The sequence below is a fragment of the Haloglycomyces albus DSM 45210 genome (genome assembly GCF_000527155.1).
Taxonomy (GTDB): domain Bacteria; phylum Actinomycetota; class Actinomycetes; order Mycobacteriales; family Micromonosporaceae; genus Haloglycomyces; species Haloglycomyces albus.
Window position 1 is genome coordinate 136117 of the sequence record NZ_AZUQ01000001.1, and the last position, 26403, is coordinate 162519.

A 26403-nucleotide genomic window follows, 5' to 3' on the forward strand; every position below is an offset into this window, starting at 1 on the left:
CACCGAGGGAGGCATAATAGGCTGTGAATTTCGGTATGGTTACGTTCAAACACCCGTTGAAGGGCGAGTTCAACGACAATACCGCCCGTTTGGAACGTCTACCCCACAACGACGACACACCAGCGTCCTTAGAAATCGGCTATGGCGGCAACGGCCTTGTTGCCCTGCGCAAAGCCGATGACCCAAATAGTACAGTCCTCATCTACACCCCCGAAGAATGGGAAGCATTCGTAATCGGCGTACGAGATGGTGAGTTCGACCTGGACACGTGGGATTAATTGCCTGTTGTTGACTCAGGTTCACACAGACCGGATCATGTTTTGGCGTGCCTCGATGTCTCGAAGCAGTGGTGAGGCCCCGCCCTTGTAGGTCTGTAGAGCGTTTTCGACCAGTTGGTGCGCCCATGGACGATGTATGAGTTGTTGGGGGACGGTGGAGTGTACCTGTTCAAGGGCGTGCAGGGTCATGGAGATATCTCCGGTGTTATAGGCGGACATGGCGACATCCTGCCAAAACCGTCCTTGCTGGTGCGTTGTAGTAATTTCCCCTGGAACAACCGCGTGGGCATATTCTAGGGTCGCCGCGTAATCTCCCAACGCGCGGGCGATGGACATGCGGTATACGGCCAATTCCTCTGTTGTGAGAATCGCATGGGGCTGGTGGGCCGAGACGGCTTCGCCAAACAGCATCCAAGCGTCCTCGCTTTTATTGTTTTTGGCGGCAGTGTAGGCGCTAGTACACAGCAAATGCGCATACATTGAGGCCGCTCGCGCGGACGTCAATCCAGTATGATCGGCCAATTCATCAGCAGAACGAAGTACCACATCGGTCGCGCCGGGATCGCTGTGGCGACGCAACACCACTCCAACAACGCGACCAGCTTCAGCAGCGATTACCGGGTCGTGACCATCGGACGCATAACGGACGGCTCGATCAGCTGCCACCGCCGCATGTGTGTCCTTACTGGAGCGATACAGCACCTGGGCGGCAACGATATAGGTACGAGCGAGCAACTGCGCCGCGTCGGCGCTTTGCTCGGTGCGAACGTTACCGTAGGCTGCCTGTGCGGCGGGAATCAGCTGCGACAGCGACCTGTGCAATGTGGGTATTTGGGCGTTGGCCAAGCGTTTTTCTGCCTCGACGACGTGGTTATTGAGCTGCGATAGGCCGGGAGCGGTCACGTTGGGGGCATGGTAGAGAACGCTATCAAGCGGTGTGGCGGGAAGTGCTATCGCGGTACCGGTGGCCAGGCCGGTGGACAGTATGGTGCGTCGCTTCATGGTTTCATCATGCCTGACGCTGGCGTGGTTGGTCATCATCTGGGTCTGATCCGGGAGGGCGGCGAGTCCGACCTTCTGCATAGGAATGTTCAACGCTTGTGCGATGTGGCGGAGGTCGGCGACGGTCCACGGCAGCAGTCCTCGTTCCAAACGCGACAAAGTTGAGGAGCTGAATCCGCACCGCCGTCCCGCTTGGTGGAGGGTGAGGTTGGCTTGTAGGCGGGATTGCCTGATGATCGTTCCGATGCGGGCGTTCATATCCCGCGTCGATGATGGGGCGGTGTCGTTCATGGTTTTACTGTCCTGTGGGTTTGCATGGTGTGCAATCGGCTTGCAGACACTACAAGATCTATGGATTTGTCCGCATTTCCGCGTTGTGATGGACCTACGCCCGGGCGACAGTCGCCGGGCCAGTCACAGAAAAGGAGTGAGGGACATGAAACGTCAGAAACACAGCAACGTCAATACCACCGTCCAGCGGTATGAGACACCGCGATTGATGCCGGTCGGTTCACTCGTTGATGTCGTCCTTGGCGACCAGTTCCAAGACACCAACGAGGGTCGTCGCAACTACTACTAAGCGCTACGGCGGGGCCGGTGGCCCCGCCCGCTTCAAGGGAGTCATCCATGATTGTTGTATCCAATGCCGTACCACTCCCCTCCCGGCCGGGAGATGTTATCGCCAGGTCGCTTGCCTTCACCGTCTATTCGCACGAGAGCGATAACGCAAGGGTGGTCTCGCACGGCGACCGCATGGTGATCACATGGGGCGAACGTCCCCTGCCTTCCTCGGAGGTGAACGCTATTGCCGAGAGGCGTCGCCGGGCGATGCGGTGTTTCTGCGATGAACTTGGGTCCGGTGCGGTCGTGGCCATTGACGGTGGTTGCATGTCGGTATCGGTCGATCATCTGGGATGTAGTCCGGCTTTTGTTCACACGCAAGGTGACGGCATTATTGTCTCGTCACGTGGCCGTGACCTTGCACGAATGGTGAATGCCTCTGTCAATGAGGGATGGTTGGCGTCCTGGATGGCAGCTCCGCCATTGTTTTCTCCGTTTGTCTCTACCAGCCCGTGGCATGACACCGTGCGCATCGCACCGGGTGGATGGCTGCGTTGGGCGGCGGGATCGGTCACCTATGACATCACGACTCCCGACTTGGAAGGTGAGTGGTCGAGCACTGATCGGTATACGAGCCTGGCCCAGGCGGTGGAAATACCCGAGCCTCGGGGACGGGTGGGGGCTGATTTGTCCGGTGGGCTTGATTCGTCCAGTGTCGTCTGCCTTGCGGCGACGAATGGGCAACGACCGGATGTAGCGGTGACCTGCCGCGACGATCGGAGTCAGACCGATGACAACGATTACGCTATCGACCTTGCCGCTCGATTGGAGTTGCCGCACGAATGGTTTGTTCTCGATACGAGCATGGATGCGTTTAGCGACACCAACGCCTGGTGGGATTCTGACGAGCCCTGGCCCGACGCACCATCAGCCCGCCGGTTTCAATCATGGTTTTCGTACCTCACCGATCTGGGTGTGAGGCATCATTTGACCGGCGCGGCCGCCGATTGCGTGGTGACCGATAACCCCACCTATCTCAGCGTGCTCGCTCAACAGCGCGAATGGGCACATCTATGGCGTCACTGCCGAGCATGGGGACGGTTGCGGCATCGATCGCCAATGGCGCTGTTCGCCCGCGCCGTCACCGGTTCACGCCTATCACTAGCGGAGGCCGTGGAAAGTTCAGTCACCGCTGAGGTCGGGCCGGAACGGTGGGGATGGGATACCGCACTCGACCGGGCCGCTCCGACCGTCGGGATGCGGTGGCTATCGGCCACCGCCCGGCAGGCAGCGATAGCCACCACTCGAACCTCGTTGGCCACCGCCGTGCCTAGCGATTCCGACATTTCCGCTGGCGTATGGATGGGTTTGCAGTCGATACGCGAATACGCGCAAGGACACCGCGCTGAGGTCGAACTCGCACGCTCACACGGGTGGGAACTGGTCTCGCCGTTTCTTGACTGGCATGTGGCACAACGATTCCTCACCCCCGATACTGCCGTCCGCAACGCCGTTGACTCCCAAAAACCACTACTCACAGAGGCCATGCGTGGCGTGCTGCCTGACCGGATTGCGCAGCGACGCACCAAAGGGCATTTCAACACCTCGGTATACCAAGGGCTCAATACCGGAGCACTGGCCACCATCGAATGGCTCTCCGAAGGACACCTGGCCAAGCGAGATCTCATCGACCTCACAGCGGTAAGGGACACGCTCGATCGTGGCCGTCATGGATTCCGCATTCCCGTCGGAGGGATCGGGCGCATCGTCGCTGCTGAAGCGTGGCTGCGCAGCCTCGATAAGGAAGGACTGTCGTAATGTGTATACGCACTGATTTGGAATACGCCGACACCGGCGATGGAACCATCACCGTTATTGACCCCGACGCCGGCCAAATCTATCGACTCGACACGATTGGTGCCTCATTTCTCTCCGCATGGCAATCGACACGGCCATGGGAAACGTCCGTCACCATCCTGGCCGAGTCGTTCGGTCAGCCTCCCGGTCGGATTCGTACCGACGGCCAACGGCTGTGGAACGACTGGGCCTCAGCCGGGTTGATCGAACCATGCCGGAGGCAGGAGGCGCTATGTCATCCATGATGGCGGTCGGTGATACGAAACCACGACCAGCACGCCGGTGGCGACTGGCACTCACCTACATCGTGTGCCTGTGGATCGCGTTGTCGTTGCGGGTTAGGTCATTCGATGCAGTCCGATCACCAGTACTGTCCGTGTCTCTCCGCCGTCCGATTCTGGGCAGTGAAGCGGCGGCGATTCAAGTACTGGCCGAAATTGATCACGTGAGCCGGTGGGTGCCAGTGCGGTTTGCTTGCCTGGAACGGTCGTTGACTGCCGTGGCGCTCGTGGCGCGACGAGGATGGTGTATCGGTTGGTCGTACGGTATCGCGTCCTATCCCATGCGGGCACACGCATGGGTCCACCACAACGGTGTTCCTATCGGGGAGGATATAGACGTCTCCGCCTATGCAGTCGTCCAGAAACGCGAGGATTCCGATCGTGGCAACTAGAACGAGCGAGATGATGAGTTCCATCAACGTGGATTCCTATATTCACGATTCGTCAGGGGACATCATCCCCCAAACAACAGCAACCAATGTTATCGAACGGCTTCTGGATCTCCTCGATCTAAAACCGGGGCATCGGGTGCTAGAGATTGGTACTGGTTCGGGCCTGTCTACCGCGTTGCTGGCCGAAACGGTTGGGAATGAGGGACGGGTGGTGACCGTTGATATTGACTCTGAGCTGACGAGTCGAGCGGAACACCTGTTTTCTGACCGGCCACAGGTGACAGTCATACACGGCGATGGGCGTACCGCCGATATCGGAGTGAGGCGGTTCGATCGTGTCGTTGCATGGACAACGCCATCGGTGATCCCGGCTTCCTGGGTGGATGGTATCGATGGTGATGGGATTATCGTGTCTCCGGTGAAAGTCGCAGAAGCGGCGACGGCGAACCTGACAGCACAAATAAAGGTACGTTTTAACGAGATTGCCAGTGTCACATGGCATTCGGGTTCGTTTGTGGACGCCACCCCAACCGTTGCCGATTACCGGCTCCCTGCCGATTTCGTGGACGCCGTGGAAGGTATGTCGTGGATATCGTCACCAGCCCTACGGGAGACTGCTCGTGCCGCCGAGGCGTTGAAACAGCTCGACGGGTTGACGGTCGAAGCTGATGACACACTCTATGAACGGGCGCGAATACTAGCGCACCTAGCCGCCACCGACCCGAAACGTGTTATCACTGCGGCGACACCGAAACTCCCTGGCGTCGGAGTAACCCTAGGCAACACTATAGTCCTGTTCGGACATGATTCCTGGGGCTGGACAGGAGACCGTGACACCGCCTTTAAAGTCCGTAAAGAACTTAAAAATGATGTCCCGGACCTCGATCATTACTCCGCCGAAGTCCAAGAGTCTGGTTTGGGTTGGAAGATAACGATTACCACCCACCGATAGTCCTACGTGTGTCTGGGATTCGGTCAAGCCATTATGAACGTAATAGACATAGGTTCACCATCAGCCTGGAAAGGCGGAACAATGGATCATTACGACGGAATCGCCAACCTGATGTTTGAGATGGGTAATCTCAAACGGATCAAACGAACCGGCTGGTGGATCGCAGGCATCAAAGACCCTGAAAGCATCGCCGAGTACTCACACCGCGTGTCCCTACTGGGAACGATCCTCGCCGCTCTCGAAGGAGCCGACCCCGCCCGCACATGTCTCCTCGGAACACTACATGACATCCCCGAAACGCGGATTGGCGACATCCCCCATATAGGCCGGGCCTACCTGTCTGCCAAGTCCGCCGAGTCGATCGCCGCAGACCAGGTAGCCGACTGCCCCGACGAGGTAAACTACACGATCAAAGACGCCATCGACGAGTTCGAAGCCGCCAGTACTTCGGAGGCGAAGTGCGCCAAAGACGCCGACAAACTAGAGTGCCTTATCCAGGCAGTCGAGTACCAAAAGACCGGTGCCACCACAGTCGGCCCATGGATCGACAACTCGCTGAAAGCACTGAAAACCGACAGCGCACACCACATCGCTCACGCCGTCATCAACGGAGAGTCCCTTGCATGGCAACAATCCCGGTCCAAGGAATAGGAACATACCACGACTTCGAAACCACATAATCGAAGCTGGATGACCACTACGGTTTCGAGGCACCCTCGAGGGCCGTGAAACCTATTGGAACCCTTGTAGCGCCTTCAGCGGACGCCCACTTGTCGGCGGCTCCTCCACCTCAAGACCATGTAGACAACATAGACACTGGTCGGGAGCATCGCAAAGGCGCTCGCGAAGGTTGTGGGACTCGCTTCGGCGCGAAAGACGAAGGGGAATGCGATCACGGCGCACACACCCCAGAAGACGGCCTTTTCCCCGGAAGTGCTACCCCGGTGATCTGCAACCGCCGAAGCGTGGAACCGAAAGACGAATGTGACCACGAAAAGCGATAGGTAAAGGCCGATGGCCTGGATCCACGTGAGCGATATCGCAAATGTGATGACGAAACCAATGTACGCCAACGCAACGCATGCAACCTGGACGACTTTGTGCGTAAACTCTGATCGCGCGACCGCTGCGGTTGCGGACTCGTTGACCATCTCGAGCTGTTCCTCGGACATCAGCTCATTACCCGTCATACAGACCCTCTCAGATTGATTCGACACCAGCGACCACGCACTAAAAGCGCCGATTGACCACCGTTCTCGTTCAACCTGCGAATAACACTGCACCGCAATATTCGCGGAGAGTTATTGAGACGTCGCTGCAAACGGTTTACTACCGCAGGCGCTCGCCTACTTGGTCGACCTGGGCGTCCCCTACGGTAAGCGAGACGCGTACATGTCGATGCCCGTCGGCACCGTAGAACTCCCCTGGCACGGCCAGAATCCCTCGTTCGGCCAGATCGGCGACGGTGTCCCAGCAGTCCTCATCCCTACTGGCCCATAGATACAGTCCGGCATGCGAGTGATCGATACGGAATCCGGCCGATCGAAAGGCGTCCAAGAGTACGGACCGTCTGCGACGGTAGCGTTCCTTTTGCTCATTCGCGTGTGCTTCGTCTTCCAGGGCCGCCACCGTGGCGGTCTGCACCGGCCACGGCATGATGTAACCGGCGTGGCGACGAATCTCCAGCAGGTCGGCGATCAGTTCGGGGTCTCCGGCAATAAAAGCCGAGCGGTACCCGGCGAGATTGGAACGCTTGGACAGGGAAAAAGCGCTGAGTAGTCCGCGCAGATCACCGTCGTTCACCCGTGGATCCAAAATCGACACCGGTGGGTGTTCCTCATCCCATCCGAGGGTGTAATAGCATTCGTCGCTGACGAGCACGACGTCGTTCTGCCGCGCCCAAGCGACGATCTGACGGAGGCTCTGCACCGAGGCCACTTCCCCGGTGGGGTTGGAGGGGTAATTGATCCACGCCAGGCGAGGGGGCGTGGTCGCCTCTCGAGGATCCGCCACCGGCACCGGGGAGGCGCCGGCCAGCAAGGCTCCGATTTCATAGGTGGGATAGGCGATGGAGGGGTACACGACGTCGTCGCCGCTCACGACTCCCAATTGGGTGGGGAGGTTGGCCACCAGTTCCTTCGACCCGACGGTCGGGAGAACACTCACCTTGGACACGTCCGCCCCAACGGTACGGTCGAGCCAGGCACGCATGGCCTCACGCAGCTCGACGCTGCCCGCCGTCGCGGGGTATCCGGGGCGGGACGCGCCGTTCTCCAGGGCCTTCCGTACCGAGTCGGCGACCGGATCAACCGGCGCACCCACGGAAAGGTCCAGCAAACCGTTCGCATGGGCGGCAGCTCGCTTTTTAAACGGCTCCAAGCGATCCCACGGAAACCGTGGCAGACGGCGCGCCGGACTGGCGGCATATGAGCGACTGACCACGGGACTCTACTCGTGTTCCTGCTTAGGCTGCTTTTCCACGTAGGGGTCGTCACGGTCGATCTTGCCCACGTTCGAGGCACCGCCGGGCGAACCGAGATCGTCGAAGAAGTCGTAGTTGGCCTTGGTGTATCCTGCCCACTCTTCGGGAACGTCGTCTTCGTAGAAGATCGCCTCCACGGGGCACACGGGCTCACAGGCACCGCAGTCCACACATTCGTCCGGGTGGATGTAGAGCATCCGGTTACCCTCGTAGATGCAGTCCACGGGGCATTCCTCGATGCAGGCCTTGTCTAGCAGATCCACACACGGCTCAGCGATGATATAGGTCACGAGTCGTCCTTCCTAGCTTGCACGAACCAAGACGGTTGCGCTGACAATAAAGCTTAGTCGCCACCATAATTCCGAAAGAAAAAGGGCAACCTAATGTTGGGGTCAGAACACCTTGATCAGCGTGTCGTTGTACGTTTGCGTCTCCCCGAAACGGATTCGGGTCCCACCATGACCGACTGCTTGGGCGTTCTCTCCGCAGTCGACGGTGACCATATCACTGTAACCGAGGAGGACGGCCGCGAACGACGTATCCCACGCAGCGGAATCGTCGCCGCCAAGGTAATCGGACCGCGTCCCACGCGTTTCAGCGAGATATTGGATTTGGAACGGATTTTGGCCGACTCCTGGCGCGCCCGGGAGAACGAAAACTACGCCGGTTGGACGCTACGCGCCCACGCCGGATACACCCGTCGGGCCAATTCCGTACTCGCGCTGACCAAACCGGACGTCGACCTCGACGAGGCCATTGCCTACGTGGAGAAATGGTACGGCGAGCGCGGCCTGGATCCCATGATCACGGCAAGCGGACCCGTGTCACGGCACCTGGACGGGCGTCTGGCGCAACTGGGGTGGGCCAAGGAGGCGGAGGCGATGGTGATGAGCGGATCGCTCAGATCGCGCCCTGAGGGGGAAGCGGTATTGCGGACCGAGCCGGGCGAGGAGTATTTTCACGGGCTGGATTCGGCTCGGCGCGAGGCGTGCCGTGAGTTGTTGCTCGACGCGGATTCGGTTCGCTTCGCGGAGGTTCGGCGTGGCGATCGAACGGCGGCATGGGGACGTGGAGCGGTGATCGGACGGACTTTGGCGGTGGCACGCGTCGGGGTGGATGCGGAGTTTCGGCGGCAGGGCTTGGGTGGCCTGGTCATGGACGCTTTGGAGAATTGGGCCGAGTCGCAGGGTGCCGATCGGGTCGCCTTGCAGGTGGAAACGGACAATGTGCCGGCGATCGGCTTGTATGAACAGCGTGGTTTGCGGGAACGGTATCGATATTTCTATCGAGTGCGTCGGAGCTGAGGCGGCCGGAGAGTCCCGACCGCCCTTTCGAGCTATTTCTTAACGAGGTTTGCCTTTTTGGCGAAGCTGTGTTCGGTGACTTTGAGTTGACGCCCGTAGAAGTCGAATCCGGTGGCGACCATGATGAGGTAGCCGAGGTAGGTGCCGACCACGTAGGCGGCGAAGACGACGACGAACGAACTGAAGAAGTGGTTGAGGTCGGGGAACGCTCCATTGGGCACGAAGGTGAGGTTGAACAGGACGTTCCACAGGGTGGCGACGAGGAGGACCGGCAGGACGTTGGGAACGATCTGGTTCTGGGGGTAGCGGAAGGCCCAGTGGGCTCCGCCCAGCACGGGGACGAGCACCAAAGCGCTGAATACCACCAGCTGGGCGACTCCGAGGTTGAGTCCGGCCAGCCAGGCGGGTTCTTCCTCGGCGCCGAGGAGCCACCGCACCAGATAGTGACTGACGATCAGGCCGAGGAACAACACCAGCATGGGCAACCAGCGTTCGGGCAGCCAAGAAGGACGAGAGGCAGAGGATTTCTCACTTTTTGCGGCGGACACTATCGTTTCTCCTTCAGCAGGTATTTGGGCCGTAGATATGTAAATATGGCTACCGCACCACCGGCCGTTCCGGCCAGTAGGAACAGATATCCGTTCAGAGTGGCTAGAACAAGGATGCTACCTGAGGTGGTTGGCATGGTCGCCGTGACCGCGACCGCAAACCAGATGCCCACCGGCAGCACCACCGACCAGGGCCGCCTGGTCCACCACACGATCAACGCGGCCAACCCCCAGTTCAGAAGGAAGGCCGTCGCCGCCGCCAGAGGGACTTGTGTGGCCCCGAACCGCAAAGGCACCAGGAAGACCTCCACCAAGGCGGCGAGGGCTGCCGCGGCCGAGGCGACGAGCGCCCCGGAGATCCGGATGAGTCGGTCGACGGCCGATGCGGGTTCATTGCGTGCTGTCACGGCTTGATCGTACTGGAGATTGACCTCGCGAGGACATCTCGGGTGCACGCGGAGAGCCCGACATCAACGATATAGATAACGAAACGGCCACCATCGGCTCAAAATCCGCTGAGATGACGTGTGCTACCGGACGCGACAGAGGGTTACCCTGTAGTGTGAAGAGTCGCGAGACACATTCGTGATTCACGCAATCCCCGATTTGTCCAAGATGAGGAAAACCCGGTTATGTCTGCGGCTAAAAATAAGTCAAAACGTAATGCCACTGTGCAACAGCCCAAGCCCTGGGGCTTGATCTTCACTTTCGTCGGCGTGGGGGTTCTCGCCCTGGCGATCATACTCGGTTCCGTCTACATCGTTCGTGATTCCGGAGAGGCCCCGGAGGGAACGGTGAGCTTCTACGACGATTACGAAGGAGGGACCGAACTCCGTAAAGCCCTGGAGGCCGGTGACGTTGAAGCCGAAGACTTGAGCCACCCGCAGGTCGCCCAACGCACGCACATCGACCCCGGCACCTACGTCGACTACGGGCAGTACCCACCGGTCGGCGGCGACCACTATCCGCAATGGCAACAGTGCAACGGCGTCGTTTACAACGGGGCGATCGACAATCGCCACGCCGTCCACTCCCTGGAGCACGGTGCCGTCTGGGTCACCTACGACCCCGAAGAGCTCTCTGAGGACGACGTCTCGACTCTGGCGGTCAAGGTCGACGGACGCGACGCCACCATGATGAGCCAGTACCCCGACCAAGGCAGCCCCGTATCAGTGCAAGCCTGGGGATTCCAGTTGACCGTCGACAGCGCCGACGACGAGCGTATCGAAGAGTTCATGGACCGCTTCGCACGCGCCTCCGACAATACGATGGAGCCGGGCGCGGTGTGTTCTCGCGGAAACAAGACGGTCGTCGACCAGCCGCAGCCGGACCCGCCGGAAGAAGACGGAGAATCGGACGATGAGGCTGATAACTCTGAGGAGAACGAATCTGCCGACGACGCCTCTGAGGAGGAGGACAACGCGTGAGCGACAAAGCTGACGATAATGGAAAAGGCGTCCCCAAACGTACCCTCGCGGTACTGGTCGCCATGACCGCCGTGGTAGCGCTGGCACTCGGCATTGGCGGAACCGTGCTGTGGACGCAGGTGTCGGAGCCGGACAACGAGTCGGCCGACGCCGGGTTCCTGCGCGACATGCGGACCCACCATGCTCAGGCGGTGGAGATGGCCATCCACGAGTACAAGGTGGGTGACAGCGACGAAATGAAGATCATCGCCTACGACATCGCCACCGCGCAACAGGCGGAAATCGGAATGATGCTGATGAAGCTGCAGCAGTGGGACGTCGACGTCACACACTCCAATCCCATGGAATGGATGGAGCGCGGTGACGGCCACGACCACGGCGGTGATACCGATGCGGCCACCATCGGTCACGAAATGGCGGGCATGGCCACCGAAGAGGAAATGGACGAGTTCCTCAACATGACCGGCCATGAAGCCGACATCCGCTTCGCCGAGCTGATGATCGCGCACCACGAAGGGGGCGTGGACATGGCCGAGGGAGCGGTGGAACTCGCCCAGGACGAGGAAGTGGTGGAATTGGCCGAACGCATGGTCATCGTGCAGAAGCAAGAGATCATCGACATGCAGAACCTGGTCGACCGCCTCGAGTCACAGGACGGTTAAGCAGAGAGTCCAAGGGACGGGAGTGCGAGAGGACGTGAACCGCGATATGTACGACGGCAACGGCACGGGAACCGAACCCGACTCGGCGTCGTCTCCCATCACGCCCGACTTCTCGCACTCCGCTCCACCCACAGGGTCGTCTCACGCCGCCACCGATACCCATCTTCTCCCGCGCGTGGGCAACGGCGTCACCGGCACCGGGGAGTTCCCCACCCCGGACGTCTCCCCCACACCTACCGAAGCCGAGGGCAAACCGCACTCCCAACCGGCGACCCAATGGGACTCCCTGACGCCACGGATGCTGTACGCCGCACTGATCGTGGCCGTATGCCTCACGGCCACCGGCGTCGCCCTGCACGCCGTCGCCGACCACCTCAATCCCTGACGACCTCACGACACCGCGAGTTCGGTTTCTTGCCGAGGCGTTGTCCACACCAAAGCCGTACACTACCTCTGTCAGACCCGCATTCCCCGGAACGAGACGAGAGGGACGTACTTATGTCCATTGCCGACACGAAAGCACAATTGCAGCAGGCCTTGGAGACCGGCGAAACCGCGAGCGCCGTGACCGCCGAGGCGAAGGAGAAGGCCGAAGAGGCCGCGCAGACGGTCACGTCGGCGACGTCGGACAGTTCGGTATCTCAGCCGTCGGAGGCCATCGGCCTCTATCAGCAGGCACAGGAGAAGGCCGAGGAGGCACAGGCCGCGCTCGCGGCGGCCAATTCGGCAGTGGAAGAATATATGGCCGGTATATAGAGAAATCCCGGTGGCGCTGTGACGCTCACCGGGATCGTGGTCAATCGTAGGCGGTCATGCCGCACTATCCGACGATCATGCCCGCTCCTACGGTGCGGTTGTCGGCCTCGTCGATGATGATGAATCCGCCGGTGGATCGGTTCCGGCGGTAGTCGTCGGCGAGGAGCGGTTTGGTGGTCCGCAGGGTGACCCGCCCGATTTCGTTGAGGGCGAGGCCGTCGGCGTCCTCACTGCGGTGCAGAGTGTTGACGTCGAGGCGGTATTGCACGTCCTTGACGATGGCGCGAACGTCGGCGGTGGTGTGTTTGATGGCGTATTTGCCGCGTACTCGCATGGGGCGGCTTTCGTCCATCCAGCAGACCATGGCCTCCACGTCCTGGGTGGCGCGCGGTTGGTTGCCGACGCGGGCGAGCATGTCTCCGCGCGAGATGTCGATGTCGTCGTCAAGTCGAACGGTGACCGACATGGGCGGGTACGCCTCGTTCAAGGGCCCGTCGGCGGTGTCGATGGCGGTGATGGTCGAGGTGAACCCGGAGGGAAGCGCGATGACCTCGTCCCCTGGCTTCAAGACCCCGGAAGCCACCTGTCCGGCATATCCTCGATAGTCGCGGTTGCTGTTGGAGTGCGGGCGAATCACGTGCTGCACGGGGAAACGGGTGTCGACCAGGTTGCGGTCGGAGGCGATGTGGACGTTTTCCAGGTGGTGCAACAGGCTCGTGCCTTCGTACCAGGTCATGTTCTCCGACCGGTTGACGACGTTGTCGCCTTCGAGGGCCGATATCGGAATCACCGACAGATCGGGGATTTCCAGTTTTGTGGCGAAGGCCTTGAATTCGGCCTCGATCTGTTCGAACACTTCTTGGTCGTAATCGACGAGGTCCATTTTGTTGACGCACAGCACGAGGTGCGGTACGCGCAGCAGCGAGCAGAGGAAGGCGTGGCGACGAGATTGTTCCACCAGTCCTTTTCTGGCGTCGACCAGAATCAACGCCAGGTCCGCCGTCGAGGCGCCGGTGACCATGTTTCGCGTGTATTGGATGTGGCCGGGCGTGTCGGCGATGACGAACTTCCGCTTCGGCGTGGCGAAGTAACGGTAGGCCACGTCGATGGTGATTCCCTGTTCCCGTTCGGAACGCAGCCCGTCGGTCAGTAGCGCGAAGTCAGTGTAGTCGTCGCCGCGTTGGGCCGATACCTGTTCCACCGACTCCCATTGGTCGGTGAACAGGCTTTTGCTGTCGAACAGCAGACGGCCGATCAGGGTCGATTTGCCGTCGTCTACGCTTCCGGCCGTGGCGAAACGCAGCATTTCGGTGGCGTTGCGATTGTGGTCGTCGGTCTCTGCGTCGGACCGGGGGATCGCGGTGTCAGTCATGTCGTGTACCTATCATCGGAGCTCGTCGAATTCGAGTCGGACCATGCGTCTTTCGGTGTTCCGGAGGCTTAGAAGTAGCCTTCACGCTTTCGGTCCTCCATGGCCGCTTCGGAGGCCTTGTCGTCCCCTCGGGTGGCACCGCGCTCGGTGATACGGGTCGCGGCCACTTCGGCGATGATCGCCTCGAGAGTGTCGGCGTTCGATTCCACCGCCGCGGTACAGGAGGCGTCTCCGACGGTGCGGTAGCGCACGCGCCTCACCTCGGTTTTCTCACCTTCGGTGGGACGGATGAACTCGTTGACTCCGTAGAACATCCCGTCACGTTCGACGACTTCACGATCGTGGGCGAAGTAGATCGACGGTAGGGGAATGTCCTGATCGGCAATGTAGTGCCAAATGTCGAGTTCGGTCCAGTTCGACAGGGGAAAGACCCGGATCTGTTCGCCGGGGTGCATCCGCCCGTTATACAGGTTCCACAGTTCGGGGCGTTGATTCTTGGGGTCCCATTGCCCGAACTCGTCGCGGAAGGAGAAGATGCGTTCCTTGGCACGGGCCTTCTCCTCGTCACGGCGCGCACCGCCGAACAGTGCGTCGAAGCCGTGTTTTTCCACCGCTTCCAACAGCACCGGCGTTTGGATTCGGTTGCGTGAACCGCCGGGTGGCTCCACGACCATGCCTCGGTCGATCGCTTCCTGGACGGAGGCTACGACAAGTTGCACCCCGGTGTCGTCGACCCGCTTGTCGCGATACTCGATGGCTTCGGGGAAATTGTGTCCGGTGTCCACGTGTAGTACGGGGAAGGGAACGGCCGCGGGCGCGAACGCCTTCTTCGCCAGATGCAGCATGACGATGGAGTCCTTGCCGCCGGAGAAAAGGAGTACCGGGCGCTGACAGCTCGCGATCACTTCCCGAAATATGTAGATCGCTTCCGCTTCTAGAGCGGCGAGATGGCTGACTCTGTAATCGCTCACCGTCTCATTCAACTCCTTTCGGTGTCCCAATGGGACTCTCTTGATGCGTCACATACCGATCGCGTCGTTCCATCGGTTGTGACAGCACCGCAGGCGGTTTTATTCCGTTGCGTCTCACGGTGACCGTCAGCGGTTGACTGCGGCCACCACGTCGTCGGCCAAGTCGGGGCGACAGACGATGAGGTCGGGCAGACGCGGGTCGGGTTGGTTATAACGCAGTCCCGTTCCATCGATCCGAGAGGCGTACCACCCGGCGGCGAGCGCCACCCCGACAGGTGCCGCCGAATCCCATTCGTACTGCCCTCCGGAGTGTATGTAGGCGTCGACCTGACCGGTGATGACGGCCGCGATCTTGGCTCCGGCCGATCCCATGGGCACGAGGTCGGCGCCCAGTTTCGCCGCCGCCTGTTCGGCTTCCTGTGGGGGCCGCGTGCGCGACACCGCGATGCGCGGTCGTGCGGGGCGTTCTCCGGAGGGAACGAGCGTTTCGACCGTTCCGGTGGAGAGAACCAGGTGTTGCGCGGGGAGTGCGATGGCCGCAGCGGTCAGTCCGCGCCCACGTTGCCAGAGAGCCACATGGACGGCCCAGTCGTCGCGATCGGCTTCGGCGAACTCACGTGTTCCGTCGAGTGGGTCGATGATCCAGACCCTGTCGGCGGCCAGGCGATCGGTTCCACTACGTCCCTGCTGCCCGGTGGCTTCCTCCGAGAGAACGGCGTCGTCGGGGTGTTGTTCGGCCAGTCGGGCCAGGATGGCCTGGTTGGCCTTGTCGTCACCGGCGTCTTTCAGGGCCGCCTGATCGGCGTAGCCCATGTCGTCGCGCAGGCCGAGCAGGAGCTGGCCGGCATGATGCGCGGTCGCGGTGGCAAAGGCGATGTCATCGGCCGTCGCTGCGGAGACCTGACCGGTGGTGGACGTGACCATGGCAGCCATATTACGCTGCATATCCGCTCTGACAAACGTGCGACTTCGACGTTCCATATTTTGGACTTCCTGATTCATTATTTAATACCGTTGCCGCAGGTCGCTCCGGGCTCGGGTGTCGTTTCGGCATTCTGCGCGTATGTGTCGGCGAACGCATCGATGGCCGGGTCTCCGGCATTGTCTGTGAAAAGTTGCATACCCCAGGCCGTGACGATGACGGGCGAGGACTGCCCCGGAAAGGGGCTCATCATACTGTACGGGCGATCGGTGACACGCCGTTCGAGCAGCGAGATGTCCTGAGCGCTGAGAGCGGCGGGATCATAGGTCAACCAGATCGCGCCGTGCTCCAACGAATGGATGGCGTGACCGTTCTCGATCGGCTCCTCGTATATGCGTCCCATGCAGTTCTGCCAGACGGGGAAGTGCGCACCTCCCGCCGGAGGGTCACTGAATTCGCGCTCCAGAGCGTCGACGTGCTGGAAGGTCGCGACCCAAGGGTGCGGATGATCGGCCGGTTCCAGTTCTCCATTGTTGAGTGCGCGCACCAGCTCGGTGATGTTTCCCCATTCGCCGTAGTAGTTGACGACGTTCGCCGTTTCCAAGGGGTCGTCCTCCTCACCCCACCCGAAGAAGCCGGGCGATCCGGAAGTGAACAGGACAGCCGCCAAAAGCGGAATGAGCAGTACCGACCGATTTCGCTTGGACATAGGGTTCTCCTTGAGAAAATACACTCGCTGCGTGGATTGGCTTCCTCCTCCACTCGTGAAAGAGCAGGGGATTTCAACCGCTGTCACCGGTTGACGCACGGCCCCTCGCGGGTGTGCCGGTTCCTGCTTCTCAGAACGGCGAACACCGTGTCTCCACAGGCTGAGGCCGCAAGCCCTGCGGCCGTGATCGGCGCGACCCCTCCCGTTTAGACCTTTATGGGGGATTTCGCACGCCGCACCCGAAATTACCCGGTGTGACGCCGCGGGGCGGCTCAATACGGCGCGTCAGGGACATGACGCGCCTCACACGTACGAGCCGATGACCTCACCGTCCGCAATCCGGTTGCGCAATCGCCCCCTCAAATGAGCTACATTCGTATTCGCCCTCCGCTTGCTCACCGAAATGGACGGTTACGTGCTCACAGTCTTCCTGATCTTCTGCACCCTGGCGCTCGCCTCCGTCGTCCGCACCACGGCTGGATTCGGATTCTCCCTCGTGGCGGTACCGCCGCTGAGTCTCTTGACCGACCCTGTCACCGCCGTCATCACCGCGATATTCATGGCCGGTCCCCTCAGCATCTGGATCGCCTTGAAAGATCGACACCACATCGACAGGCGCATCGCCACCACGGCCGTTCTGGCGTGCATCGCCGGTGTTCCCGTGGGAGTGTGGATCCTCAATATTCTGTCGGCACAGGCGCTCACCATCGCCATCGCCGTCGTCGTACTGGCCTGCACCGCCTTGGTGTGGAAACGGGTCGTGATCTCCGGCGGACTGCCCGTCGTGGCCGGCATCAGTGCCTTTTCCGGGATTTCCTTCGCCTCCACCGGAATCGACGGACCGCCCATGGTCGCCGCCATGCAGGGAATGCGTCTCGAGCCTCGGGTGCAACGTGCGACCCTTGCGGTCGTATTCGCCACCACCAGCGTCTGCTCGGTCATTGGTTTCGGAGTGAGCGGACAGCTCACCGGCGATCTGATCACCACCTTGGCGGTGGGAGTCCCGGCGTTCGGAGTGGGGATCGTCGCCGGAGAGTACCTCTTCAGCAGGTTCAACGCCGAACGATTCCGTCAGGCCGTCCTGGGGCTGTTGATCGTCAGCTCGGTCTCGGTCATTTCGAGTGTGTTGACCGCCTGAACACCCTCACGTCGCACGCGAGCGTCAGCCTTGCCGCAACACGTCATAACTCAGGCGAACCATCAACACCGACACCACGATCAACAACATGATGCGGACGAACGACGTCCCACGCCGCAAGGCGGTTCGTGCCCCCAAGTAGGCGCCGAAGGCGTTTCCGCCCATCAACGCCAGTCCCAACAACCACCACACGTGTCCCAAGAAACCGAATACGAGCAGGGCACCGATATTGGTGGCGGCGTTGACGACCTTGACATGGGCCGCCGACGTGACGTAGTCGTATCCCAAGATCCCGGTGAACGCCAGTGCCAGAAAGATACCGGTCCCGGGGCCGAGGATTCCGTCGTAGAACGCGATGACCAGACCGGCCGTCACGACCAGTCCCACCGCACGTTGCGTCGTCAGCAACACCGGCGTGGTATTCAAACCGAAGGTCGGACGGGCCAGGATGAATACGGCCACGATGCCCAGCACACCGATAATGATCGGGCGCAGTACGTTTGAAGAGACCACTCCGGCCAGTGCCGCGCCCAGACCGGAGCCCGCCAGAGCCGTTCCCACCGTGGGCCACAACAAGCGATGATTGAGCTTGACCTTACGCCCGTACGTCACCGCCGCCGTCGTGGTACCGGCCACCGATCCGAGTTTATTGGTTCCCAACAAGGTGGCCACCGGAGCTTGCGGGTACGCCACCATCAGGGCGGGAAGCTGTAGCAAGCCCCCGCCGCCCACTACGGCGTCAACCCAACCGGCCGCCACCGCAGCAAGAATGAGGAGCCCGAATACAGCATCAACGTCCACAATGATGACGGTACTTCACATTACCGGCAGCATTGTTGTCCGAACCGTTGGACCGAGACGTCCTACACAGGACCACAGGCACCCGCGACTACGGGCCGGGCACGCTTCAGTAGGCCCCGCGCGAGCGCATGACGGCCGTGACGGTGCGCAGCATGATGACGAAATCAAGCGACAACGTCCAATTCTCCACATATCGCAGATCCAGACGTACCGCTTCGTCCCAGGACAGATCCGAACGCCCCGACACCTGCCACAAACCGGTCATTCCCGGCTTGACCACCAGACGACGGCGCACGTCCGGGGAATAAGCGGCGACTTCCGTCGGAAGAGGCGGACGCGGACCGACCAGACTCATATCGCCCTTCAGAACATTGAACAACTGCGGCAGTTCATCGATCGACAATCGACGCAGGTACGTTCCCACCGGAGTCACCCGAGGATCTTCTCGCATTTTGAATAGAACGCCGTCGCTCTCATTCTGTTCCTGCAATTGAGCAAGCCGCCGCGAAGCGTCCAGGTACATGGAACGGAACTTCCATATGGTGAACGGTTTACCGTCGCGCCCGATACGCTCCTGGCAATAAAACGCCGCGCCACTCGACGTCAATCGGATCAGAGCGATCGTCACCAGGAACACCGGCGACAGGAAGGTGATCAGGAGGGCGGCACCCACCCGATCGGTGCACTCCTTCAACCAGCGCCGCACACCAGTCAGACGGACATGGTCCAGGTGCAGCATGGGTAGACCGTCCACCGGGCGAATCGACGTGCGTTCCCCACCGATGTCCACCATCGCCGACGCCACGATCAACTCCGTGTCGCAGCGCTCCAGATCCCAGGACAAACGCCGCAGGCGAGTGCCGTCGAACTCCGGTGAGGTCAACACCAAAACCACGTCCGCGTCGACTTCCTCCACGGCTCCGGCGATGCGTTCGAAACCCCCGCAGACTCTGATGTGGAAATCCAGCAACGAGCCACGTGCCTCGCCGTCGGGGACACAGGCGGCCACCACCTTGAGCCCGTGGTAACGTTCACGGCTCAACTGCGCCACCAATTCGGCGGTGGGCAATTCATGGCCCACCACCAAGACTCGCTTCAAACAGTTACCTTTGGCGCGCTCACCATGCAGCCATTTACGCCAACAGAAACGAAATACGATCGTCAAGAGCGCTGTAGTCGGAATCGATATCACGACGAAAATACGGGACGTGGGGATCTCCAGTGCGTAGGACACCACCGCGACCACGGCGATGATGGCGAGGAATCCGCGCACCACGCGTTGATACTCGTCGGTACCGACAAACAGATAACGCGTTTCAAAGGCACGCGACATGCCCAACAAAGCGATCCACAGTATCGGCAACGCCACAACGCCCAGGGCGTATATCCTGCTGTGATCGCTGAAATCGCCAAAGCGGGTTACGAAACCGGCCACGGCTCCCAACATCCCGGCAAGGATATCGGTGCTCACAATCCCCCAGAGGTACCGGCGCTGCCAAGGAGCGGGTTTGGACTGTCTCCGCCCGGTTCCCGGAACGGCAAAGGAATTAACCGAATAGACCCGCCCCCGCCCGGAAGAAATCTGGCTGGGGATCTCGTAATCACTGACACCGCTGTTAGTCACGTGATGACTAACGAGAATCAAACGGGAAAGTAACGATCCGCGGCCACATTCAATTACTTTAGGTAACTACAATTTAACCCTTGCGAGACACAGGGCGTCCGGCCAGTAGCCACTCCGCTTAATGGAACTGGTTCTGAGCCGCTTCGACTCCTTTTTCCACGACCGTTTCCGTCGCGTCGGCGGCCAGTTCCAGATTGAGGTCGAGCTCCGACCGTTCCGCCGAGGCAAAGTCCTTGAGCACGTAGTCCACCACGTCCATTCGTCCAGGGGGACGTCCGATTCCACAGCGGAGACGGGTGTAATCCTTCGTGCCCAGGACCTTGCTGATCGACTTGAGTCCGTTATGGCCGCCTTCGCCGCCTCCACTTTTGATTCGGAGGCGACCGTATTCGATGTCGAGTTCATCGTGTATCACCAGAATCGACTCGGGCGGAATGGAGAAATACTTGGCCAGGGGGCCGATCGCCTCACCAGAAAGATTCATAAATGTCAACGGCTTAACGATAAGGAGCCGAGGCCCGCCTATCCCCAAACGGGCCTCGGCGGCTTCCGCACGTAGCCGCTTCACTCGGGCAAACGGGCTGTTGTGGCGCTCGGCAAGCTTGTCAGCGACCATGAATCCAACGTTATGGCGATTATTCGCATACTTTTTCCCGGGATTGCCTAGACCGGCAATCAGAAACGGTGGGTTGGACATGGCCTCATCCTATACGGCGATTCCCCATTCCTCCCGCCCAGTCCTTACGGATCGCGGCGACAGGCGACGGTCTCAACACGCGACGGCGATGACACGCCGGTCGATACTTACTCGGCGCTTTCTCCGGACTCTTCCTCGCTCGCTTCCTCGTCCTCAACGGCGGAGGCACGCGGAACGGTCACGGAGGCCAATACCTGGTCGGCTTCGGTGATCAGGTCGACGCCCTTGGGAAGGTCGACCGCGGAAGCGGAGATCGATTCGCCGACCGGCAGTCCTTCGAGGGAGACCTCGATGGACTCGGGGATGGTGGTAGCGGCGGCTTCGACGCTCAAAGTGTCGAGCTCGTGCACGACGATTCCACCCTTCTCCGGCTCGCCCACGAAATTGAGCGGCACGTCGGTGGTGATCTTCTCCGAACGGCTGACGATCAACAGGTCGGCGTGGACGAGCGAGTCCTTCAAAGGATCGATCTGAACGTCCTTCGGCATGACCAGTTCCTGAGCGCCACCCTCGACCTCGACTTGAATCAACTGGTTCAGTCCACCGTTACGGATGATGGTGGCGAATTCCAGCGTCGGGAGGGAAATGTGGCGCGGCTCGGAGCCGTGACCGTAAATGACGGCCGGAACCTTCCCGGCACGACGGGTACGGCGGGCGGCACCCTTACCGAAGTCCGTGCGAATCTCAGCGCTGATTTTTACTTCAGACATGAAAAGCTCCCTAAGGTATCTGAGTGATAGAAATTGAGGCGCTCGACATACCAGCGTTGGGGACAGGGAACCCTGAGAACCTACGCCTAGCGTCGATTACGGCATCGTCACATCTTTACTGTGATGCCCTCGCCGATGGCAACTTTTCTAGCGTACTACATTTGCTTCCCATATCCGCATCCGCGGCATTGCCTGTGATCTAAACGAACCTGCGTACGCCGGGTCCCGACCGCATTCCGACCGCACAAGCAAAAGTCCCGGCGACGACATCGCCACCGGGACTCCTGGAACGTTTTCGCGGTTTAGGACAACCCACCGAAGAGAGTCGTCACCGAACCGTCGTTGAATACCTCCCAGATCGCCTTGGAGACCAGTGGCGCGATGGAAAGAGTGGTGACCTTTTCGAGGTCACGAGCCTTTTCCGGCAATGGCAGGGTGTTGGTCACGATGACTTCGCTGACCGGAGCCGCCGCCAAGCGTTCCGTGGCCGGATCCGACAGAATGGGGTGAGTGGTCGCCATGACGACGTCGGCCGCCCCGGCCTCACGCAGCATCTCCGCCGCCGACACGATCGTCCCTCCGGTATCGATCATGTCGTCGACCAGAACACAGGTCCGGCCTTCGACCTCACCGACGACGCGGTTGGCCACAACTTCGTTGGGGCGCAATGGGTCACGTGTCTTGTGAATGAACGCGATCGGGCAGCCGCCGAGACGGTCGGCCCAGCGTTCCACCAGACGAACCCGTCCGGAGTCGGGCGAGACGATCGTCAGACGGCGATCGCCGTAATTCTCCTCAACGTGCTTGGCCAATGTCCCCATGGCAAAGAGGTGGTCGACCGGTCCGTCGAAGAAACCCTGGATCTGGGCGGTGTGCAGATCGACCGTCAGAATGCGATCCGCACCGGCGGTCTTCAGCAGATCCGCCATGAGCCGTGCCGAAATGGGTTCCCGACCACGGTGTTTCTTGTCTTGACGTGAATAGGGGTAAAACGGCACTAGAACGGTGATCCGCTTCGCGGATCCCCGCTTCAACGCGTCCAGCATCAACAGGGTTTCCATGACCCATTCGTTGATGGGATTGGTCATCGACTGGACGACGAACGCGTCACAACCGCGAACGGACTCTTCAAAGCGAACGAACACCTCACCGTTCGCGAACGAATACGAGGACGTGGGCGTAGGTGCGACACCCAGGAATTTTCCAATTTCATCAGCCAGTTCCGGATAACCTCTCCCCGAAAACAGCATGAGATTCTTCGAATTGACGGCTGACATACTAGCCATGTTGTAATTGACCCCCGCAAATGCGCAGCAACGAAGACCCGTCGCACGAAGAGCCGCGGTTTTACCCTTCGAACCGGCATCCCTTGCGCACATCCGACAAGCCGATGACGGCCCAATGACAACTGCTTCGGGCGATCAGGAGAAGACAAGGTTAAGTGTCCCCCGTCCAGGATGGCATCTTTACAGGGCGGGGGCCAATAGTGTGCTCCTACTCTCGGGTGTCGCCTTCCTCCCGCAGGGCCCTTTCCGCGGCCTCCGCCGTCACCGTGCCGGGACGTTTGTTGGGAACCCAGTCGTCGATATTGCGTTGGCGGGAACGGGCCACGGCCAGTTCACCTGGATGTACGTCGTTGGTGACGACCGAACCCGCGGCCACGTAGCTTCCGTCGTCGAGGTTGACCGGCGCCACTAGGACGCTGTCGCATCCTACGAAGACCCCGTCACCGATGTCGGTCCGGTGCTTGTCCACACCGTCGTAATTGGCCACGATCACACCGCAGCCCACATTGGCCTTCTCGCCTACCGTCGTGTCGCCCAGATAGGACAGGTGCGGTACCTTGCTCCCGCTCCCTACCTCGGAGTTCTTCATCTCCACGAAGGCACCCGCTCGAGACGTCGTTCCGATATTGGATCCGGGGCGCAGGTGAGTGAACGGACCGACCGTTGCCTCGGCCCCGATCCGTGCCTGGTCGGCGTGAGTGCGGACGACGGTGGCGTCGGCGTCCACGATGGTGTCGATCAGGGTGCTGTCGGGCCCGATGGACGCACCCGCGTCCACGGCGGTGGCCCCTTTGAGCTGACAGTTCGGATGGATCGTGACATCGCGCCCGACCGTTACCGTGGCATCGATCCAGGTGGTCGCGGGATCGTCGATCGTCACTCCCGCCAGCATGAGTTCCCGGTTGATGCGCTCGCGCATGATCGCGCTCAAGGAGGCCAACTGGGCCCGGTTATTGCAGCCCAGCACTTCGGTCGGGTCGTCGACGACGTGCGCCCCGATCTGACGCTGGGAGTCACGCAGGATTTCCAGAACGTCGGTGAGGTACTCCTCGCCCTGTTCGTTGTCCGTGGTGACCTTGTCGAGGGCCTCTCGCAGGGCCGCGACGTCGAAGGCGTACATGCCGGAATTGATTTCGTGAATCGCGCGGGTCGCGTCGTCGGCATCGCGGTGTTCGACGTTGCGCTCCACTTTCCCCTCCGAGTCACGCACGATGCGTCCCAGCCCGGTGGGGTCGTCCACCACCGCCGTCAGGACCGTGGCCGCATTGTCGTGTTTCTCGTGCGTGTCGACGAGCGCTTGAAAGGTCTCGGCCCGTATCAACGGTGCGTCGCCCACGGTGACGACGACCGTTCCGGTCATGTCGGGACTGGCGTCCAAGGCCACCCGCACCGCGTGCCCCGTGCCGTTCTGTTCCGCCTGGAGAGCGGTTTCGGCGTCGGGAAAACTCTGATCCAGATAATCCGTCACTTGATCGGCGGCTGCCCCCACAACGACGACTCGGCGCTGTGGTCGAATGGAGCCGACGGCCCGGAGAACATGCCCCAAGAGGGTCCTACCCAAGATGGGGTGCAGGACTTTGGGCTTCGATGACTTCATTCTCGTACCCAGCCCGGCGGCCAGGATAATGGAGTGGCGCTCTTTACTCATCACCGTCATCTTAGCGGTGGCGGTGGGCGGCTGGAGCGGTCACCCACCATCGAAAAGCTGGCCCGCCAGGACTCGAACCTGGAATGGCTGAACCAAAATCAGCAGTGTTGCCTATTACACCACGGGCCATTTCCATTTGTGGACGCGTGCCTCGGAGCGATCGTCCGAAATGCGCGCGTCCACGATAATACTACTATTGGTTGGCCCACACGAATCGGGGGACCTGTGAGTAAATGTCAATGAGGAAGTCCAGATACAGAAAAACGTCCTCGAAGTTCAGCCCACCGGCCCGCCAGGTCAACAACCATTGGCCTTCGAACCGCCATTCATTGTGCAGGGCGCGAGGGTCGGAAAGCATCCATTCCATCGTGCGGGGATGAATGATGTCGAAAGCGAAACGACGACTGTCACAATTGATTTTGTAATGATTGTTGAAGGCCTGGTTTTCAAAATCGATGTCGGCGGTGAAACGCCGCGACCACCAACCTTCGTGTCCGATGTCGAGTCGGGGCCGCGGAGCGGGTAGTCCGATCGCGGCCACTTGGAAGGGATGGCTCTCCCTGTCCTTACCGAATCCGGTCGTGTACTGGTAGTGGAAGAACATCACGTGCATTCCGCGATATTGCCCGCGGAACACGTCCATCCCCATTCGCGAGCTTCCCTCTTGAAACGGTTCACCCGTGGAGAGCTCGGCGACGGTGTCGTCACGCGGTTCGTAATGGAATCCGTTTTGAGCGGCCCAGGCGCGGTATTCGCGTACCTTCTTCTTGCGCAGCCATACCATCAACCCGATGAGCGGTACCGCGATGATGATCACGAACACGAGGACCACCCAGTCGGTTTCCCCGCTACTGCTACTACCTCGAACGGCACCGTCGGTCCATCCCGATGCCCCGGCCGCCATCCACGAGGGTATGAATCGGTCCAGCAGAAGGGTGCCTTTCTCTAGCGCTGCGGCGCCAACCTGAACGAGGGTGCCAGGCAACATGTGTCGGTCCTTTCCGGGGAGGAGGCTCTAACCGTGTCCGGGAGGAGGCGGCGGCTGGTGTCCGTAGCCGGGTTGCTGCGGCTGCTGCGGCGGAGGTGGTTGTTGCCCGTAGCCGGGAGGCGGCATCTGCTGCCCGCCCGGTTGCGGCTGGCCGTATCCGGGCATCTGTTGCGGTTGTTGCGGCTGCTGTGGGGGTGCGGGCTGGGGGGCCTGCTGCTGGGGAATCTGCCCTGGCGCGTTGGGAGGGGGCATTTGTGGCTGGCCCTGCGGTGGAGCCGGAGGAGCGGGTTGCTGATGCGCTCCAGGCTGCATATAGCTCGGATCCCCCGCACCGCGCAGGTTGGGGCTCTGACGCGCCTCGGGAGAGTCGAGTTCAAAGTACTCTTCGGGAGGGAAATCCCCGAACTTCGCGGAGATGTTTCCGGGAAAGACTTGAGTGGCGGTATTGTATTCGCGCACATTGGCGTTGTAGAAACGGCGGGGTGCCGCGATACGGTTTTCAGTGTCCACAATTTCCTGTTGTGCTTGCAGGAAGTTTTGATTCGTCTTCAATTCGGGGTACTGTTCCTGCATCATAATGACGCCTCGAACAGCTTGGGTCAGTTGACCTTCGGCTTGCCCTTGGGCCGCGTGACCGGCCTGCGGGTTCTGTCGAGTCTGCATCGCCATGGAACGTGCCTGTGCGACCTGCACCAGAGTGGCGTTCTCCGCCCCGGCGGCCTGCTGCACCACGTACATCAGATTGTCAAGCAAGTCGTAGCGACGCTGCAATTCGACATCGATTTGTGCCCACGACTCTTGCGTTATGTTTCGCAAACGGACCAACTTATTGTGACTGCTCATCACAATAATTGCCAAAATAATGAAAATCGCAAATAGCGCGACCAATGAAATTACCACTGGAACCATACGATGAAGCATAACCCATCGGTGCCACTGGAATCCTAGGGCGGCAAACGATGATCGCAAAGATCGTCGATTCCCCGCATACGTGGTAATCGCGGGAAGTAATGTGGGCCAAACCCGTTGGCGGCC

The 26403-nt window shown here is 60.5% G+C and carries 31 protein-coding genes and 1 tRNA gene; 13 read left to right on the forward strand and 19 right to left on the reverse strand.

The annotated features are described in order from the left end of the window. Positions 1-35: 35 nt before the first annotated feature. Positions 36-278: a DUF397 domain-containing protein gene (locus HALAL_RS0100670; RefSeq protein ID WP_025272143.1), complete on the forward strand. Its 243-nt coding sequence runs from the start codon at positions 36-38 to the stop codon at positions 276-278. A 21-nt stretch (positions 279-299) separates the two neighbouring features. Here HALAL_RS0100670 and HALAL_RS0100675 read toward each other — a convergent pair whose 3' ends face one another. Then, positions 300-1571 (reverse strand): helix-turn-helix domain-containing protein, encoded by a 1272-nt coding sequence (locus tag HALAL_RS0100675; RefSeq protein ID WP_025272144.1) that lies wholly within the window; start codon positions 1569-1571, stop codon positions 300-302. A 145-nt stretch (positions 1572-1716) separates the two neighbouring features. Between HALAL_RS0100675 and HALAL_RS18380 the strand changes: the two genes are divergently transcribed. The 6 genes from HALAL_RS18380 (at position 1717) to HALAL_RS0100705 (ending at position 5974) form a co-directional block, all read left to right on the forward strand. Continuing rightward, positions 1717-1860, forward strand: coding sequence for a hypothetical protein (locus tag HALAL_RS18380; RefSeq protein WP_156937540.1), 144 nt, complete (start codon positions 1717-1719; stop codon positions 1858-1860). Between the two features lie 47 nt (positions 1861-1907). Continuing rightward, positions 1908-3659, forward strand: a complete 1752-nt coding sequence (locus HALAL_RS0100685) for an asparagine synthase-related protein (RefSeq protein WP_035534278.1) — start codon at positions 1908-1910, stop codon at positions 3657-3659. Next, the gene (locus HALAL_RS18765; RefSeq protein WP_025272146.1) at positions 3659-3943 is read left to right on the forward strand and encodes a PqqD family peptide modification chaperone; all 285 of its coding nucleotides are present in this window, start codon (positions 3659-3661) and stop codon (positions 3941-3943) included. The genes HALAL_RS0100685 and HALAL_RS18765 overlap by 1 nt, the downstream gene beginning before the upstream one ends. Then, positions 3931-4371, forward strand: coding sequence for a lasso peptide biosynthesis B2 protein (locus tag HALAL_RS17180; protein WP_169732382.1), 441 nt, complete (start codon positions 3931-3933; stop codon positions 4369-4371). The genes HALAL_RS18765 and HALAL_RS17180 overlap by 13 nt, the downstream gene beginning before the upstream one ends. Then, positions 4361-5323, forward strand: a complete 963-nt coding sequence (locus HALAL_RS17185) for a protein-L-isoaspartate O-methyltransferase family protein (protein ID WP_025272148.1) — start codon at positions 4361-4363, stop codon at positions 5321-5323. The genes HALAL_RS17180 and HALAL_RS17185 overlap by 11 nt, the downstream gene beginning before the upstream one ends. Before the next feature lie 81 nt (positions 5324-5404). Then, entirely contained in the window at positions 5405-5974 is a 570-nt protein-coding gene (locus HALAL_RS0100705; protein WP_025272149.1) for an HD domain-containing protein, read from the forward strand. A gap of 104 nt (positions 5975-6078) precedes the next feature. Here HALAL_RS0100705 and HALAL_RS0100710 read toward each other — a convergent pair whose 3' ends face one another. The 3 genes from HALAL_RS0100710 to fdxA all read right to left on the reverse strand — a co-directional run bounded on the left by HALAL_RS0100710 (position 6079) and on the right by fdxA (position 8095). Then, positions 6079-6495, reverse strand: coding sequence for a hypothetical protein (locus HALAL_RS0100710; RefSeq protein ID WP_035534279.1), 417 nt, complete (start codon positions 6493-6495; stop codon positions 6079-6081). A gap of 157 nt (positions 6496-6652) precedes the next feature. Further along, the gene (dapC, locus tag HALAL_RS0100715; RefSeq protein WP_025272151.1) at positions 6653-7765 is read right to left on the reverse strand and encodes a succinyldiaminopimelate transaminase; all 1113 of its coding nucleotides are present in this window, start codon (positions 7763-7765) and stop codon (positions 6653-6655) included. A gap of 6 nt (positions 7766-7771) precedes the next feature. Then, a complete protein-coding gene (gene fdxA / locus HALAL_RS0100720; protein ID WP_025272152.1) occupies positions 7772-8095 on the reverse strand; it encodes a ferredoxin in 324 nt (107 codons plus the stop codon). 93 nt (positions 8096-8188) lie between these two features. On the opposite strand from fdxA, the gene HALAL_RS0100725 reads away from it, so the two are divergent. Beyond that, the gene (locus HALAL_RS0100725; RefSeq protein ID WP_025272153.1) at positions 8189-9109 is read left to right on the forward strand and encodes a GNAT family N-acetyltransferase; all 921 of its coding nucleotides are present in this window, start codon (positions 8189-8191) and stop codon (positions 9107-9109) included. Positions 9110-9141: 32 nt separating this feature from the next. Here the strand turns inward: HALAL_RS0100725 and HALAL_RS0100730 are convergent, their stop codons facing one another. After that, on the reverse strand, positions 9142-9657 hold the full coding sequence (locus HALAL_RS0100730) for a hypothetical protein (RefSeq protein ID WP_025272154.1): 516 nt from the start codon (positions 9655-9657) through the stop codon (positions 9142-9144). Further along, positions 9657-10064 (reverse strand): hypothetical protein, encoded by a 408-nt coding sequence (locus HALAL_RS0100735; RefSeq protein ID WP_025272155.1) that lies wholly within the window; start codon positions 10062-10064, stop codon positions 9657-9659. Before HALAL_RS0100735 ends, HALAL_RS0100730 begins: the two co-directional genes overlap by 1 nt. A gap of 225 nt (positions 10065-10289) precedes the next feature. Here HALAL_RS0100735 and HALAL_RS0100740 point away from each other — a divergent pair, with 225 nt between their 5' ends. From HALAL_RS0100740 to HALAL_RS0100755, 4 genes are all read left to right on the forward strand, one after another. Continuing rightward, positions 10290-11084 carry a thioredoxin-like domain-containing protein gene (locus HALAL_RS0100740; RefSeq protein WP_025272156.1) on the forward strand — a complete coding sequence of 265 codons (795 nt, stop codon included), beginning with the start codon at positions 10290-10292 and terminating at the stop codon, positions 11082-11084. Further along, entirely contained in the window at positions 11081-11746 is a 666-nt protein-coding gene (locus HALAL_RS0100745) for a DUF305 domain-containing protein (RefSeq protein WP_025272157.1), read from the forward strand. Before HALAL_RS0100740 ends, HALAL_RS0100745 begins: the two co-directional genes overlap by 4 nt. 22 nt (positions 11747-11768) lie before the next feature. Then, the gene (locus HALAL_RS0100750) at positions 11769-12131 is read left to right on the forward strand and encodes a hypothetical protein (RefSeq protein ID WP_025272158.1); all 363 of its coding nucleotides are present in this window, start codon (positions 11769-11771) and stop codon (positions 12129-12131) included. 113 nt (positions 12132-12244) lie between these two features. Next, on the forward strand, positions 12245-12502 hold the full coding sequence (locus HALAL_RS0100755; protein ID WP_025272159.1) for a hypothetical protein: 258 nt from the start codon (positions 12245-12247) through the stop codon (positions 12500-12502). Positions 12503-12566: 64 nt separating this feature from the next. Here the strand turns inward: HALAL_RS0100755 and HALAL_RS0100760 are convergent, their stop codons facing one another. From HALAL_RS0100760 to HALAL_RS17190, 4 genes are all read right to left on the reverse strand, one after another. Then, complete coding sequence (locus tag HALAL_RS0100760) at positions 12567-13808, reverse strand: sulfate adenylyltransferase subunit 1 (RefSeq protein WP_342670468.1); 1242 nt, start codon at positions 13806-13808, stop codon at positions 12567-12569. Positions 13809-13942: 134 nt separating this feature from the next. Next, positions 13943-14857 (reverse strand): sulfate adenylyltransferase subunit CysD, encoded by a 915-nt coding sequence (cysD, locus tag HALAL_RS0100765; RefSeq protein WP_025272161.1) that lies wholly within the window; start codon positions 14855-14857, stop codon positions 13943-13945. A 114-nt stretch (positions 14858-14971) separates the two neighbouring features. After that, positions 14972-15769, reverse strand: a complete 798-nt coding sequence (locus tag HALAL_RS0100770) for a 3'(2'),5'-bisphosphate nucleotidase CysQ (protein WP_051463025.1) — start codon at positions 15767-15769, stop codon at positions 14972-14974. A 77-nt stretch (positions 15770-15846) separates the two neighbouring features. Further along, on the reverse strand, positions 15847-16476 hold the full coding sequence (locus tag HALAL_RS17190) for a thioredoxin-like domain-containing protein (protein ID WP_025272163.1): 630 nt from the start codon (positions 16474-16476) through the stop codon (positions 15847-15849). Positions 16477-16891: 415 nt separating this feature from the next. Here HALAL_RS17190 and HALAL_RS0100780 point away from each other — a divergent pair, with 415 nt between their 5' ends. Next, positions 16892-17614: a sulfite exporter TauE/SafE family protein gene (locus tag HALAL_RS0100780; protein ID WP_025272164.1), complete on the forward strand. Its 723-nt coding sequence runs from the start codon at positions 16892-16894 to the stop codon at positions 17612-17614. A 24-nt stretch (positions 17615-17638) separates the two neighbouring features. On the opposite strand, the gene HALAL_RS0100785 is transcribed toward HALAL_RS0100780, so the two are convergent. From HALAL_RS0100785 to HALAL_RS16380, 9 genes are all read right to left on the reverse strand, one after another. Then, positions 17639-18415, reverse strand: coding sequence for a TSUP family transporter (locus HALAL_RS0100785; RefSeq protein ID WP_025272165.1), 777 nt, complete (start codon positions 18413-18415; stop codon positions 17639-17641). Between the two features lie 106 nt (positions 18416-18521). Beyond that, positions 18522-20039, reverse strand: coding sequence for a sugar transferase (locus HALAL_RS0100790; protein ID WP_211240405.1), 1518 nt, complete (start codon positions 20037-20039; stop codon positions 18522-18524). Between the two features lie 118 nt (positions 20040-20157). Beyond that, positions 20158-20736: an aminoacyl-tRNA hydrolase gene (gene pth / locus HALAL_RS0100795; protein ID WP_025272167.1), complete on the reverse strand. Its 579-nt coding sequence runs from the start codon at positions 20734-20736 to the stop codon at positions 20158-20160. A gap of 107 nt (positions 20737-20843) precedes the next feature. Continuing rightward, entirely contained in the window at positions 20844-21446 is a 603-nt protein-coding gene (locus HALAL_RS0100800; RefSeq protein WP_025272168.1) for a 50S ribosomal protein L25/general stress protein Ctc, read from the reverse strand. Between the two features lie 302 nt (positions 21447-21748). Beyond that, on the reverse strand, positions 21749-22732 hold the full coding sequence (locus tag HALAL_RS0100805) for a ribose-phosphate diphosphokinase (protein WP_025272169.1): 984 nt from the start codon (positions 22730-22732) through the stop codon (positions 21749-21751). Between the two features lie 208 nt (positions 22733-22940). Further along, on the reverse strand, positions 22941-24380 hold the full coding sequence (gene glmU / locus HALAL_RS0100810; RefSeq protein WP_025272170.1) for a bifunctional UDP-N-acetylglucosamine diphosphorylase/glucosamine-1-phosphate N-acetyltransferase GlmU: 1440 nt from the start codon (positions 24378-24380) through the stop codon (positions 22941-22943). Positions 24381-24437: 57 nt separating this feature from the next. After that, positions 24438-24509, reverse strand: a tRNA-Gln gene (locus HALAL_RS0100815). A 64-nt stretch (positions 24510-24573) separates the two neighbouring features. Further along, the gene (locus HALAL_RS0100820; RefSeq protein WP_025272171.1) at positions 24574-25368 is read right to left on the reverse strand and encodes a hypothetical protein; all 795 of its coding nucleotides are present in this window, start codon (positions 25366-25368) and stop codon (positions 24574-24576) included. A gap of 27 nt (positions 25369-25395) precedes the next feature. Next, a complete protein-coding gene (locus tag HALAL_RS16380) occupies positions 25396-26184 on the reverse strand; it encodes a LemA family protein (protein WP_169732383.1) in 789 nt (262 codons plus the stop codon). Between the last annotated feature and the right edge of the window lie 219 nt (positions 26185-26403).

Bases quoted from the DNA above. Each gene is read 5' to 3' on its own strand.
- HALAL_RS0100685 (WP_035534278.1), top strand. From the start codon at position 1,908: ATGATTGTTGTATCCAATGCCGTACCACTCCCCTCCCGGCCGGGAGAT.
- HALAL_RS0100670 (WP_025272143.1), top strand. From the start codon at position 36: ATGGTTACGTTCAAACACCCGTTGAAGGGCGAGTTCAACGACAATACC.
- HALAL_RS0100805 (WP_025272169.1), bottom strand. From the start codon at position 22,732: ATGGCTAGTATGTCAGCCGTCAATTCGAAGAATCTCATGCTGTTTTCG.
- HALAL_RS0100760 (WP_342670468.1), bottom strand. From the start codon at position 13,808: ATGCTGCGTTTCGCCACGGCCGGAAGCGTAGACGACGGCAAATCGACC.
- HALAL_RS18765 (WP_025272146.1), top strand. From the start codon at position 3,659: ATGTGTATACGCACTGATTTGGAATACGCCGACACCGGCGATGGAACC.
- HALAL_RS17190 (WP_025272163.1), bottom strand. From the start codon at position 16,476: ATGTCCAAGCGAAATCGGTCGGTACTGCTCATTCCGCTTTTGGCGGCT.
- HALAL_RS0100770 (WP_051463025.1), bottom strand. From the start codon at position 15,769: ATGGTCACGTCCACCACCGGTCAGGTCTCCGCAGCGACGGCCGATGAC.
- glmU (WP_025272170.1), bottom strand. From the start codon at position 24,380: ATGAGTAAAGAGCGCCACTCCATTATCCTGGCCGCCGGGCTGGGTACG.
- HALAL_RS0100740 (WP_025272156.1), top strand. From the start codon at position 10,290: ATGTCTGCGGCTAAAAATAAGTCAAAACGTAATGCCACTGTGCAACAG.
- HALAL_RS0100675 (WP_025272144.1), bottom strand. From the start codon at position 1,571: ATGAACGACACCGCCCCATCATCGACGCGGGATATGAACGCCCGCATC.
- HALAL_RS0100820 (WP_025272171.1), bottom strand. From the start codon at position 25,368: ATGTTGCCTGGCACCCTCGTTCAGGTTGGCGCCGCAGCGCTAGAGAAA.
- HALAL_RS18380 (WP_156937540.1), top strand. From the start codon at position 1,717: ATGAAACGTCAGAAACACAGCAACGTCAATACCACCGTCCAGCGGTAT.
- HALAL_RS0100705 (WP_025272149.1), top strand. From the start codon at position 5,405: ATGGATCATTACGACGGAATCGCCAACCTGATGTTTGAGATGGGTAAT.
- HALAL_RS0100755 (WP_025272159.1), top strand. From the start codon at position 12,245: ATGTCCATTGCCGACACGAAAGCACAATTGCAGCAGGCCTTGGAGACC.
- HALAL_RS0100800 (WP_025272168.1), bottom strand. From the start codon at position 21,446: ATGTCTGAAGTAAAAATCAGCGCTGAGATTCGCACGGACTTCGGTAAG.
- HALAL_RS0100710 (WP_035534279.1), bottom strand. From the start codon at position 6,495: ATGTCCGAGGAACAGCTCGAGATGGTCAACGAGTCCGCAACCGCAGCG.
- pth (WP_025272167.1), bottom strand. From the start codon at position 20,736: ATGTCCAACCCACCGTTTCTGATTGCCGGTCTAGGCAATCCCGGGAAA.
- HALAL_RS17180 (WP_169732382.1), top strand. From the start codon at position 3,931: ATGTCATCCATGATGGCGGTCGGTGATACGAAACCACGACCAGCACGC.
- HALAL_RS0100725 (WP_025272153.1), top strand. From the start codon at position 8,189: ATGTTGGGGTCAGAACACCTTGATCAGCGTGTCGTTGTACGTTTGCGT.